9 protein-coding genes are annotated in these 13,191 nt (G+C 63.3%); 6 read left to right on the top strand and 3 right to left on the bottom strand.

Features of this window, described 5'->3' with window-relative positions:
* Positions 1-90: 90 nt before the first annotated feature.
* From ilvD to J3485_RS20935, 3 genes are all read right to left on the bottom strand, one after another.
* On the bottom strand, positions 91-1,950 hold the full coding sequence (gene ilvD, locus J3485_RS20945) for a dihydroxy-acid dehydratase (RefSeq protein WP_206956243.1): 1,860 nt from the start codon (positions 1,948-1,950) through the stop codon (positions 91-93).
* A 118-nt stretch (positions 1,951-2,068) separates the two neighbouring features.
* Positions 2,069-3,328 (bottom strand): MFS transporter, encoded by a 1,260-nt coding sequence (locus J3485_RS20940; RefSeq protein ID WP_206958240.1) that lies wholly within the window; start codon positions 3,326-3,328, stop codon positions 2,069-2,071.
* Between the two features lie 97 nt (positions 3,329-3,425).
* Positions 3,426-4,475 (bottom strand): ABC transporter substrate-binding protein, encoded by a 1,050-nt coding sequence (locus tag J3485_RS20935; protein WP_206956242.1) that lies wholly within the window; start codon positions 4,473-4,475, stop codon positions 3,426-3,428.
* Positions 4,476-4,617: 142 nt separating this feature from the next.
* On the opposite strand from J3485_RS20935, the gene J3485_RS20930 reads away from it, so the two are divergent.
* From J3485_RS20930 to J3485_RS20905, 6 genes are all read left to right on the top strand, one after another.
* On the top strand, positions 4,618-5,283 hold the full coding sequence (locus J3485_RS20930; RefSeq protein WP_206956241.1) for a response regulator transcription factor: 666 nt from the start codon (positions 4,618-4,620) through the stop codon (positions 5,281-5,283).
* Complete coding sequence (locus J3485_RS20925; RefSeq protein ID WP_206956240.1) at positions 5,270-6,670, top strand: sensor histidine kinase; 1,401 nt, start codon at positions 5,270-5,272, stop codon at positions 6,668-6,670. Before J3485_RS20930 ends, J3485_RS20925 begins: the two co-directional genes overlap by 14 nt.
* A 118-nt stretch (positions 6,671-6,788) precedes the next feature.
* Positions 6,789-7,883, top strand: a complete 1,095-nt coding sequence (gene serC, locus J3485_RS20920; RefSeq protein ID WP_206956239.1) for a 3-phosphoserine/phosphohydroxythreonine transaminase — start codon at positions 6,789-6,791, stop codon at positions 7,881-7,883.
* A 35-nt stretch (positions 7,884-7,918) separates the two neighbouring features.
* Positions 7,919-9,328, top strand: a complete 1,410-nt coding sequence (locus tag J3485_RS20915; RefSeq protein ID WP_206956238.1) for an ATP-grasp domain-containing protein — start codon at positions 7,919-7,921, stop codon at positions 9,326-9,328.
* 182 nt (positions 9,329-9,510) lie between these two features.
* Positions 9,511-12,792: a hypothetical protein gene (locus tag J3485_RS20910; protein WP_206956237.1), complete on the top strand. Its 3,282-nt coding sequence runs from the start codon at positions 9,511-9,513 to the stop codon at positions 12,790-12,792.
* A gap of 212 nt (positions 12,793-13,004) precedes the next feature.
* Positions 13,005-13,160, top strand: coding sequence for a hypothetical protein (locus tag J3485_RS20905; RefSeq protein ID WP_206956236.1), 156 nt, complete (start codon positions 13,005-13,007; stop codon positions 13,158-13,160).
* The last annotated feature ends 31 nt before the right edge of the window (positions 13,161-13,191 follow it).

Here is a 13,191-nt window from a genome sequence, read left to right as displayed (position 1 = left end):
TTCGCCTTGCTAGCAAAACCGCCGACACGTACCGGCGGTTTCTTGTTTTCAAGCTAAGGCAAGGACAAGAACAAACTCAATGCGCGGCAATCACTTGCGTTTGAGCTGCGAGATATCACGCACGGCGCCGCGGTCGGCCGAAGTGGCCAGCGCGGCATACGCCTGCAACGCTTGCGACACGACGCGTTCGCGATTCGCCGGCTGCCACGCCTTATCGCCGCGCGCATCCATCGCCGTGCGACGGCGAGCCAACTCCTCGTCCGTCACCACCAAGTGCATCTTGCGCTGAGGAATGTCGATCTCGATGACATCGCCGTCTTCCACGAGGCCGATCGTGCCGCCTTCCGCCGCCTCGGGCGATGCATGCCCGATCACGAGCCCCGATGATCCGCCCGAGAACCGGCCGTCGGTAAACAACGCGCACGTCTTGCCCAACCCTTTCGATTTCAGATACGACGTGGGGTAAAGCATTTCCTGCATGCCGGGGCCGCCCTTGGGCCCTTCGTAACGAATCACGACCACATCGCCCGGCACGACCTTATCGCCCAAGATTGCTTCGACGGCGTCGTCCTGGCTCTCGAACACGCGTGCGCGCCCCGAGAAGACCCACTGCGATTCGTCGACACCGGCCGTCTTCACGATACAGCCCTTCTCGGCCAGATTGCCGTACAGCACCGCGAGACCGCCATCCTTCGAATAAGCGTGCTCTTTGCTGCGAATACAACCGGCCTTGCGATCGGTGTCGAGCGACGTGAACGTGACTTCCTGGCTAAATGCGACCGTGGTGGGAATACCGCCCGGCGCCGCGCGGAAGAATTTCTGCGCTTGTTCATCACCGCCCATGACGTCCCACTTGGCCAGGGCATTGCCGAGCGTGCCGCTATGCACGTTGCCACACGACAAGTCGATCAAGTCGGCGCGAGCCAACTCGCCGAGAATACCGAGGATGCCGCCGGCGCGATGGACGTCTTCGATATGGAATTTATCGGTTGCGGGCGCAACTTTGCACAAGCACGGCACCTTGCGAGAAATACGATCGATGTCGGACATCGTGAAGTCGGCGCCGGCTTCCTGCGCGGCAGCGAGCAAGTGCAGCACGGTGTTGGTCGAGCCGCCCATAGCAACGTCGAGCGCAACCGCGTTTTCGAATGCGCGCTTGGTGGCGATGTTGCGCGGCAGCACCGACGTGTCTTCCTCCTGATAGTAGCGGCGGCATAGATCGACGATCAGCCGGCCGGCCTGCTCGAACAAGCCCTTGCGCCATGCATGGGTGGCGACGATCGTGCCGTTGCCCGGAAGCGCGAGGCCGATTGCTTCGGTCAAGCAATTCATCGAATTCGCGGTGAACATGCCCGAACACGAACCGCACGTCGGGCAGGCACTGCGCTCGATCTCGGCCACTTCGGCATCGCTGACCTTGGGATCGGCGGCTTTGATCATCGCGTCGATGAGGTCGATCTTGGCGATCACTTGGCCGTCCGTCGGCGACTTGACCTTGCCCGCTTCCATCGGGCCGCCGGAGACGAACACGACGGGAATGTTCAGGCGCATGGCGGCCATCAGCATGCCCGGGGTGATCTTGTCGCAATTGGAGATGCAGACCATCGCATCGGCACAATGCGCGTTGACCATGTATTCGACCGAATCCGCGATCAATTCGCGCGACGGCAGCGAATACAGCATGCCGCCGTGACCCATGGCGATGCCGTCGTCCACGGCGATCGTGTTGAATTCCTTGGCCACGCCGCCGGCCGCTTCGATCTCCTTCGCAACCAGCGCGCCCAAATCACGTAGATGCACATGGCCCGGTACGAACTGAGTGAACGAGTTCACCACGGCGATGATCGGCTTGCCGAAATCGTCGTCCTTCATGCCGGTTGCGCGCCACAAGGCACGGGCGCCGGCCATGTTGCGGCCATGAGTGGAAGTGCGTGATCGATAGTTGGGCATCTGCATCCTCAGGTATTGCAGTTGTAGATGTGCGAATACTGCGAGAATATCAGTAAGACGTCCAATATATTTTTCCTACGACATTAGGTCGAAAAAAATATCTATCCGACGAGGATCGTCAAGCCGGCACAGCCGCGGCCATACGATCCGAACGAACCCAGGCGACGCTTGCGCCCAATCCCAGCACCGCAAGGCATACGATCGGGACGATCATCGGCCCGAATGCCGTGCCGGTCACCTTGCCCGCGAACGGCATCAGGTTCTGTCCGAAGAAACCGCCCAGGTTGCCGATCGAATTGATGGCCGCCACGCTCGCCGCCGCTCGCGCGCCGGTGAAGTAGCGCGGCGGCATCGACCAGAAGCACGGATACAGCAGCGGAATGCACGCGCCGCCGATCACGAGCGCGACGAAGCGCAACGGCGTCGACGGCAGCACGAGGCTCAACAGGAAGCCGAGCGCCCCGATTGCAGCTACGATCGCGATCGCTCGCAAAATGCTGTTCGCACGACGTAGTTTCGCGGGCAGATACATGAGGAGCAACACCGACAGCGCCCACGGCAGCATGCTCAATACGCCGTTCATTCTGCTCGACACGCCGAAGGACTTGACGAGCGTCGGCAGCCAATAGGTCACGCCGTAGAGCGACGTCGACATCAGCATATACGTCGCGGCAAACAACATCACGCGAGGATCGAGCAGCGCCTTCCACGGCTGAGCGTGCTCCGCATGCTCGGGCTTTTCGCGCTCGAGTGCGGCCGCAACCACCTGCTTTTCCTGCTCGCTCAGAAAGCGCGCTTCGCGGTATGACGCGGGCAGCAGCTTGAATACCGTCACGGCCACCAATACGGCGGGCACGCCGGTCGCAATGAATACCCACTGCCAGCCCGCAAGCCCCCACGCGCCGTTCAAGCTGAGCAGCCATCCGCCCACGAGCGACCCGAGCATGTTCGCAAGCGCGCTGCCAAGCGTAAAGATGCCCAGCACGCGAGCGCGATAGCTTTGCGGAAACCACAGCGTCAGGTAGTAGATCACGCCGGGATAGAAGCCGGCCTCCGCGACGCCGAGCGCAAAGCGCAAGCCGCAAAACGTTTGCATCGAAGTCGTGAAGCCCATCAGCACCGTAATGACGCCCCAGGTGAGCATGATGCGCGCGAGCCACAAGCGTGCGCCGAAGCGATGCAGCGCGAGCGTGCTCGGCACTTCGAACAGCAGATAGCCGATGAAGAACAGCGAAGACGCGAGGCCGAACTGACCCTCGGTCATATGAAGGCTGTGCACCATCTGCAGCTTCGCGAAGCCGACGTTCTGCCGGTCGATGAAGGAGATCAGGAACATCACGACGAGGATCGGCAGCAAACGGCGCGCCATCTTCGACATGACACGGCGCTCCTGTGCGGATTGATGGTCTGGGGCAGGGGCTGCGTTCACTCAGTACTCCTAAGGATTGTGTGGCGTTGAAGGGGTGCCGTGCACATCACGACGCGTGGAAGTCACCGAGCATCGGCACGAACATCTCGTCCCACGTGCGCGGCTTCGCTTTGATCGTGCCGACTCTGTACAGAAAGTCGACGAAGTCCATCAATTGACCGGGCCATACCGAGAAGCGCGTCTGCGGCGAAGCAAGCATCTGCGTCACCGCGTCGCGCGACACCGCAAAATTCGACGCGTCGACGTAAATCGCCGCCGCGGCTTGCCGGTCCTGCGCGATCAAGCGGTTCGCCTCGTCGAGCGCGCCGAGAAAAGCACGTACCAGCGCCGGCTCGGCATCGACGAGCCGTTTCGGTGCGAACACGACGTCGAGCGTCAACGGCCCGAGCACGTCGATCGAATCGACGACGCGATGAATGCCCGGTTGGCTTAATTCGAGCGTCGAAAACGGCGGCGATCCGAAATGCGCGGTGATACCGTTCTCGCGACGAATCAACGCTTGCATCGCCTGCGGGTGCGGCAGACTGACGGTGATCGAGTCCAGTCGCGCAAAGTGCTGCGGCCCGAGCAGTTTGCTCGCAAGCATCTGCAAGACCACGGCGGACAGCGACGTGCGAATGCCCGGCACCGCGATCCGATCCGACGGCGTGAAATCGCCGAGGGATGCGATCCGCGGCTGGTTCGCATTGAGCGAGAGCGACGTCGTCGACAGGCCCCCGATGCCGATCACTTCGACGTTGGGAATCCCACGCGAGCGCGCCCACAATTCGATGAACCCCGGCGCGCCGGCGGCGGCGAAGTCGAGCGTGCCGGCCATCATCGCGTCGTCGACCGAGTTGCCGCCGTCGAGCAGCACCCATTCGACGCTCGCGTCGCGCGCCCCCAACCGAGCGGCATGCTTCTCGAACAAGCGCTCTTTCTCCATCACGAGCAGCGGCAAATACAACAAGCCATAGCCCTTCGAGATCCGCACGGTGCGCGGCTTGGACAGCACGAAGGCCGGTGCGAGCGCCGCGCCGAGGCCAGCCGCCATGAACGCGCGGCGCCGCCATGACGGCATGACGCCATCGCGCCTTTCGCCCGCTTTCTGCCGCATCGTGTCGTCTCCTCTAATATTCGCGCAGCCACCGCATCTTCATGCCTTGCAAGGTTATCGAGCGAGTCTGAGAAAATGCTGAGAGCGGCGCCTCGGGAAAACCCGCATTCATATCGAGCAACAGATCGGCAGGAACGGCATCATGCGCATTTTGGTGGTAGAGGACGACGCGGAAATCGGCGCGGCAATACGCAGCCGCCTGACGCGGCTCGGGCATGCGGTGGATCTTGAAACGGACGGCGCGACGGCCAATAGCCTGCTGCGCGTCGAGCGTTTCGATTTGGTCGTGCTCGACGTCATGCTGCCCGGCATGGACGGCTTCGCGATCCTGCGCAATCTGCGCGCGGCGGGCTGTGCCACGCCGGTGCTGCTGTTGACGGCACGCTCGGCGATCGACGACCGCGTAAGCGGCCTCGGCCTCGGCGCCGACGACTACCTCGTCAAGCCGTTCGACTATCGCGAACTCGAAGCGCGCGTGCAAACGCTGCTGCGCCGCAATAGCGGCCATGCCAATCATCTCGTTCGAATCGGCGGCCTCGCGATCGACCGCAGCAGCCGGCTCGCCGAACTCGACGGCAAGCCGCTCTCGCTGTCGCGCCAGGAATTTGCGTTGCTCGAAATCCTAGCGAGCCGCCCGCAGCGCATTTTTTCGAAGGAAGATCTGCTCAATCAACTCTTCAGCTTGGGCAACGAACCGACCATCAACGCCGTCGAACAATACGTCACGCGTGTGCGCAAGAAGCTGCAGGGCAGTTCGGTCGAAATTCGCACGGCGCGCGGCATGGGGTATCAGATTGCCACGCTTTGACTGGTTCCCGAAGACGCTGTTCGGGCGCACGCTGCTGTTCATCGCGCTGATCGTGGCGTCGGGGGCCGCCACCCTTGCCGTGGTCGCGCGATATTACGCGGGCGTGGCGTCGGAGCGCGCCTACGATCAGCTTCTGGCCGGCGCAACGATTCAAGCGGCGGAGGACCTTTACGTGCAGGGCGGCGTGCTCGCGATCAATCCGCCTGTGGCCGCGCTGTCGACGCTCTCGCGCTACGACCTCGTCTACTACAAGGTTGTCGATTCGCGCGGCGTCGTGGTGGCGGGTTACGCCGATCTTCCGAGTCCGGCGAGTACCGTCGCCGCGCGCAGCGGCCCGCAATTCGCAAACGGCACTTACCAAGGGCAACGCATTCGCACGGCAACGCTCGCACGTTACTTGCCCGAGGAGCGCACGCCCGGATGGGCCGTCGTGACCGTCGCGCAAACGACGCACGCCCGGCAACAGTTGACGAACGACATGAGCTTCAAGGTATGGACGCTGATCCTGTTGATGAGCGTACTCGCGATCGGCGCGAGCGGTCTCGCGATCCGGCGCGGCCTGCGCCCGCTGGCGCGCATCGAAACGATCATCGCCGCGCGCGATCCTGCCGATCTGCGGCCCGTTGCCGCCGATACACCGAGCGAGATCAACGCGATCGTCGGCGCCATCAACGGATTGATCGGGCGTCTCGCGGAACGGATGACGGCCATGCAGCGCTTCATCGCCGACGCCGCGCACCAGATGCGCACCCCGCTCGCGCGGCTCGATGCGCAGATCGAGTTGCTCAGCCACGAGCGCGACCCCGCACGCTATGCAACGCGTCTCGATGCGTTGCGCGCGACCTGCGCCGACGTCGGCCGACTCGCGGGGCAATTGCTCAACCATGCGATGGTGATTCATCGCACCGAAGCCGTGCCGCTGCAACGGGTGGAACTGGTCGGCCTCGCCAAGGAAGTGCTTGGACGCACGATCCCGCTCGCGGGCGAGCGCGACATCAAGGTTGCGTTCGACAGCGATGCGCCGCATGCCTACATCGACGGCGATCCGATCAGCTTGCAAGAAGCGCTGTCGAACGTGCTGCACAACGCGCTGCTGCACGGCAAGGCCGACGACATCGTCGTGGCGGTCGCCGCATCGAACACCGTCGTCACGCTGACCGTGACCGACAACGGCCGCGGCATTCCCCGCGAGCACTGGGAAGCTGCGCTGCGTCCGTTCGAGCGCTTGGAGCAGGACGGTGCGGCGCGCCGCACGGGCTCGGGGCTCGGCCTTGCGATCGTGCAGGAAGTGATGAAGGCGCATGGCGGCGGGATCGGTTTCGCTTTCCCCGTAACGGGCGGATTTGCGGTGTCGTTGACGTTTCCTCGGGCCATTCGTGGAAATTGATGCCCTTTTCCCCCTCACATCGTCAAGTTGACCACCGCGCCGCTCTGCTACGCTTTGGGCACTTCGCTACAGTCCGAGCGAACGCCCGCCCAGGCATGGCAAACGTCGACCGACTCCGATGCACTCGAACACCCTGAACTTCTCCGCGGGCCCCGGCGCCTTGCCCGCTACCGTGCTGACGCAGACACGCGATGCGATCGTGGCCCTGCCGGAGACGGGCATTTCGGTACTCGGCATGAGCCATCGGTCCGACTGGTTCCTCGCGATTCTCGATGAAGCCGAGCGCAACCTTCGCGATCTGCTCGGCCTGTCCGACCGTTACGCCGTAACCTTTTTGCAAGGCGGCAGCAGCCTGCTGTTCGCAACGGTGCCGATGAACTTCGCGACGGCCGCTTTTGCGCCGCCCGAATATGTCATTTCCGGTTATTGGAGCGCTCGCGCTTCCGCCGAAGCGGGCCGCGTAGGGGCGCACCGTATCGCCTGGGACGGGCAGCGCACCGGCTTTCACGAGCTGCCCGCATTCGAGCAACTCGACGTCGATCCGCGCGCGGCTTATCTGCATTACGTCTCGAACGAAACGATCGAGGGGCTGCAATTCCCTGTTCCGGCGCACGGCGCTCCCGTGCCGCTGATCGCGGATATGTCCTCGGATTTCCTCTCGAAGCCGCTCGCGGCGGAGCGCTTCGGGATGATTTACGCGCACGCCCAGAAGAATCTCGGTCCGGCCGGCGTGACGGTCGCGTTGATCGATCGCGATCTGCTCGCGCGCATTCCCGACGGTATGCCGCACATTCTCGACTTCCGCACGCAGATCGCGCATGGCTCGAATTACAACACCCCGCCGGTATTCGCCATTTACGTGCTGACGTTGATTACGCGCTGGCTGCGCGACGACATTGGCGGCCTGGCCGACATGCAGCATATCAACGAGGCCAAAGCCGCGCGGCTCTATGGCGTCCTCGACGAGATGCGCGACGCCGTAACGGTTCACGCGAAACGACCGTGGCGTTCGATGATGAACGTCGCGTTTACGTTCGGCGATGCGCGGCTCGATCGTGCCTTCCTCGACGCCGCCGAGGCGCGCGGTATGACGGGACTCGAGGGGCATCGCTCGCTGCGCGGATTGCGCGCGTCGCTCTACAACGCCGTCACGCCGGACGCCGTCGAAACGCTCTGTGAGGCCTTGACCGAATTCGCCTTGCAACGTGTTTGACGCCCGCCGCACTCCAAAAACGCTTCCGTCACGATATGTCGCAATCCGCTGAATCTCAGGCACGCCCCGCGCTCGACGTACCGCATGACTCGATCGAACATCTATCGCAAGCGCTCGATGCGGCGCCGCTCGACATCGGGCTGCACGGAAAGATGCTCGAGGCGATGCGAACGGCCGGCGACGAGGCGGGCTTCGCCGCGCATCAAATCGCGCTTGCGGCATTCGCGGCGTTCGGCACCGCGACGCCGCGCGAGCGGGCGCTGGCGCTGTATAACCTCGCGACGGTCTATTCACTGAAGGGCCGGCCACAGGAAGCCATACGCTGGTACCGGCATACGCTGACCGAGTTCCCGCAACTCGCCATCGCGCATCAGAATCTCGCCGTGCTGCTCGCTGACCACGGCGATCCGGAGCTTGCTGAGCGGCACCGCGAGCGCGCATACACGCTGCAACGCGTGTTTGTCGAACCCGCAATCGGCACCGAACAGCGCCGTCTGCTGATTTTGAGCACGGGCAAGAGCACGGGCAACGTTCCGCTCGACGCACTGCTCACGTACGCCACGACCACCCGCATCAAATACGCGATCGACTACGCGAGCCAAGCGGAGGACGAGCAACTGCCGCCGTACGATCTCGTGCTCAATGCAATCGGCGACCCCGACATCGCACAGCCGCTCGCCGAGCGCATCGCACAGTTCACCCATCGTTGCGGCCGTCCCGTGCTCAATTCGCCCGAGGCCGTCGCGCGCACGCATCGACACCGCATGCCCGCGCGATTGGCGCGCATCGACCATACGCTGGTGCCGCGCTGTATTCGTCTCGAGACGATGCCGGCGAGTCCGGATGACCTGACAGCGCAACTTGCCGAAGCGAAACTCGATGGCGCACTGCTGCTGCGCCCGATCGCCTCGCACGGCGGCGACAATCTCGCGCTGCACACATCGATGGAAACGCTGTGGCCCGCGCTCGGCGAACTCGGCGTGCCATGCTACCTGACGGCCTATCACGATTTCCGCAGCCTCGATGGCCACTTCCGCAAATACCGCATCATCTATGTCGATCGCGAGCCTTACCCCTATCACCTCGCGATTTCGCCTAACTGGATGGTTCATTATTTTTCGGCAGGCATGCTCGATACGCCGTGGAAACTCGACGAAGAACGACGCTTCCTCGCCGATCCTCGCGCGGCACTCGGCGCGCGCGCGATGGACGCCATCATCGAGATCGGCTATCGGCTCGACCTCGATTACGGTGGCATCGACTTCACGCTCACGCCTGACGGGCAAGTACTCGTGTTCGAAGCCAATGCGACCATGCTCGTGCATCGCGAGAAGCGAGATGGGCCGCTCGCGCACAAGAATCCGTACATCGAGCATATCGCCGAAGCATTCGAGCGTATGCAACGTGAAGGACAAACGGTCATGCGAAATCGAAACGACGCTTGACGCCCGCATTCGCAAGCGGCGTCGTGCGCGATAAACCATACGAGGCTTCGTAGATTCAATAATGAATCGATAAAGATCTACGATACTTCGTAAGTTGTCCTAAACAATTATTTAACGCTGACACGTTCGCGTCATTTGCGAATGGGACGCTAGGCGCTCATGATCTTTTCGATTGAGCGACCATGAGCTTCAGAATCGACGGCGCGGGCGGCCCGGTAGGCAATACGACGAACACCCCATCGACGCAGCCGCCAAAGCCAACGCAGCCCACTCCCACTTCCGCTCCGGCTTCTGTTCCGCACCCGGGCTTTCAATTGAAGCCCGGTGAAAAACTGACGGCAGGCCAATCGATTCGATCGGCCGACGGTCGCTTCGAATTGACGATGCAGCACGACGGCAATCTCGTCGAATACGATCTCGCGACGAAAGTTGCGGTTTGGTCGAGCAACACGGCGAAGTCGGGCGCAACCGTCGCGTACATGCAGCAAGACGGCAACCTCGTGCTCGACAAGGTCGCCCCCGACACGCTCTGCGTCGCCGGCAAGAACGACGTCTGGAGCACGCAGACGAACGGTCATGCCGGTGCCGCGTTGACGCTGCAAACGAACGGCGATCTCACGGTGGGCAACGCATCCGGCACTGCGAACGGGGCATTCTGGCAGTCGGGCGAGCCGCTCTACGAAGTGCCCGGATCGCTGCCGCCGCTCGCCACGCCGACGCCGCCGGTGACGGACGACCAACTCTCCAGCGCCGCGGTCGGCCTGTTCAAGCCGGGCGCCGGCGAACTCGGCATCAGCCGTTTCAATCTCAGTGCGGGCGGCAATGCCTACGACGTGCTGCGCGATCAGCATGTCTTCGATCAACCGGGCCTGACCGACGACACGCCGCTGCTCGATGCCAATCTCGCCGCGACGCCGTCGCTCGATCGGCAGCCCTTCGGAGAACGCGCCGCGAACCCGCCGACCGACGTCTACGACCTGCCTGTCGGTAAGACCGTCGTCGTGCTCGACTCGACCCGTCTCGCTGATCTCGAGCAACAGCGCACGCAATTGAAAGCCGCCGAGCAGGGACCCAAGAAGGATCAGGCAGCCGCTTTGAGCAAGCTGACGGCGAGCGCTTATCAAGAACTCCTTTACGCGGCCACGCAGCAGGCGGTGCCCAACATCAAGCAGCTCGCGTCGACGCTGCGCAGCCGCGCTCCGGGGGACCAGACCTATCAAGGCGCGATCGACGACGCTTCGTGCATGCTGGACAAGACCCTGAAATCCCAGGGCCGTACGGCCGACCAGCTCGGCAAGATCGACGCCGACGCCGCAGCGGGCAACTGGAACGGCGTGCGCCAACTCGTCAGCAGCCAAATCGTCGCGGTGGCGGGAAACGATCAAGGCGCGCAAGCGCTGGGCGACATTACGGCACGCGGCAGCGTTTATCTGACATACGCGGGAGGCGATCCGCATTTTGCTGCGGCGGTACAAAACGGCATCAATGACGCGCAGCACACGCTGCTCGTCGATCGCCCCGCGCAAGCAGTCGTCAACGCCTACAAGCAGCACGGCGCGGCGGCCGCGATGCAAACGCTCGCGAGCGTCACGAACCCGCAAACGGCGACGATCGGCCAGGTCGGTTCGATCATGTCCGACTCCCGCGTGCAAAGCGTCATCCAGCAATCGCTGCGCGACACGGCCTCGTGGCAAGGCCAAGGCTCGAATCGACCGACCTCCGTCCTGATGTCGTTGTCTAGCGCTTGCCAGAGCGCGATCGAAAGCGATCAAGGAACGAACGGCACGGGCAAGGCGGCGGTCGACCGCATCGCCACCTACATCGTGGCGCAGGCGGACGGCGTACCGCCGCCGACCGGCATGGACGTCTTCCAAAACGTTCAACTCACACAGCAGGTATTCGCCGATGCGGGCCAGCAAGGCAACGTCGCGCTCGCCTTGGCGGTCGGCGCGCAAGCCCGGCTCTATCGCAACGACTTCTATGCGAGCGCCGCGATCGACGGCGCACGGCAAGGGCTCGACGGCTTCGTCTCGACGGTCGCATCCCTGAAGAACAAGCTCGCGCAGGATGGCTCGTTCGCCGCCGAGCCGCTCGCGAATTGGGGCGGCGTGGGCACGCCGAGCCAGCAGGCCGCGCTCGTCACCCAACTGTTCAACGCGAACCCGAAGAAGGCTGAGCAGTTCGAAGCCGATTCGGCCGGCATTCCAACCTTGCAGGAAACCGCGGATAGCGTGCAAGCAGCCGTCACGGCATACAGCAGCGAGCTCAAAGGGGTGCAAGGCTTCGATACGGCAGTGCCGACGTCAATGCAAAGCGGCCAATACAGGTGGTCGGTATCGAATTCGCCGAGCGTCGTCGCGGCGCTCCATTGCGCCGACAATCTCGGCATCATCAGCGCCGATGCCAAACAAGATCCGACCAATACGTTGTGGCTGCAACGCTCCATGCGCAAAGTCTACGATCAGATCGGCAAGCAACTGATCGGTTCGCTCGCCGCCGACGGCACCGACAGCGTGTTCACGCCTGCGCGCGTCAAGATGGCGTTGACCGTTTGGAAGGACGCGAACAAGACGTTCGGCGCCGACTTGTATTTCCGCAACGCCGCCTACACGCTCGGCGAAGCGTCATCGGGCGGACTTTTCTCGGCCTTGCAAAACGGCGCTTCAGGCATCCGTCAAGAACTCGGCGGCGTGTCCTATGCGCTTTCAGCCGCCATCCCCTCGGGCAAGCTGTCCTCGCTTCGTCCCGGCTCGGGTGAAACACCGCTCGCGAAAAGCTATGCGAGCCTGGCCGACAGCATCGACGGCCTCGACATCTCCGCGGGCGCGCGCTCGACCCTCAAGGTTTCGATGAAGCTCGCGATGCAAGACACGTCGGACCTCGCTTCGGCGATTCTCGGGATCAGCGAAGCCGTCGACGACTTCAGCAACGGCAAGACGATCCAAGGCGTCGGTCAATTGTTGAATGCGGCGGGCTACGGCACGCTGTTGACGGGCTCGGGCATCGACGCGGCCGAACTACCCGAAGGCACCACCGTGCTCGGCTTGAGCGGCGACGCATGGGACCTCATCGGCGGGCCGACCGTGGCGGTGGCGGCGCTGCTTGTCACGTCCGCCGACGCCTACGAAAGCTCGCACACGCACGATGGCGACGACAAGCAGGCCCTCATTTCGATGGGGGTGCGCCCCGACGTCGCCGCGCAGTTGGCCAAGCACGCGACTTCGTTCGGCGGCTCGCCGCCGAGCGCCGGCCCGTTCATCACGCAGTACTTCGAGTACGGGCATGCGACGCAACAGCAGATGGTCGATTGGCTCAACGCGTTGACGCCGCATCAAGCCGACACGATCGCGACGGCGCTGAAGGCCGAGGATGGCCTCTGGCAAAAGGAGCCGATGTCGACCGCCGCGCAGCAATTCGATAACGCACTGCTGCAGTTCGGTATCATGCCGCCCGTCAGCTATTGAGTTCGGCTCGGGTCTCGCTCACGCGCCCGCCTGTCCGACGGCCACGTCCACCGCATCGGGGGCGCGGCTCCCATTACCTGGATTGGCCTCGAATTCCGTCTCTTTTCACCCAATCGGAATCGACTTCGCCACTGCATACTGCCAATCATCGACGCTGACCAGCCGGCAAACCGGTTAGCCGCGTCGAGTTCTTCGACATTCGGGAGACTGGCATGAACACGCTGGCGGTAATTCTTTCCATCTGGGCCACGGTCGCCATCTGTGCGGTTCTTTTCATCCGCGGTGCCAGCCCGCGCCTCCAACGCGCGGTCGTATTGCGCGACCGTCAGCGTCAGCGCCATTCGGCAAACGCTTCAATCGCCGAATAACGGATTTTCCGCGCCGGATTCACCGCGGCAG

It is taken from the genome of Trinickia acidisoli (genome assembly GCF_017315725.1).
Classification (GTDB): Bacteria; Pseudomonadota; Gammaproteobacteria; order Burkholderiales; family Burkholderiaceae; genus Trinickia; species Trinickia acidisoli.
This window is presented reverse-complemented; position numbering and strand designations above follow the sequence as displayed.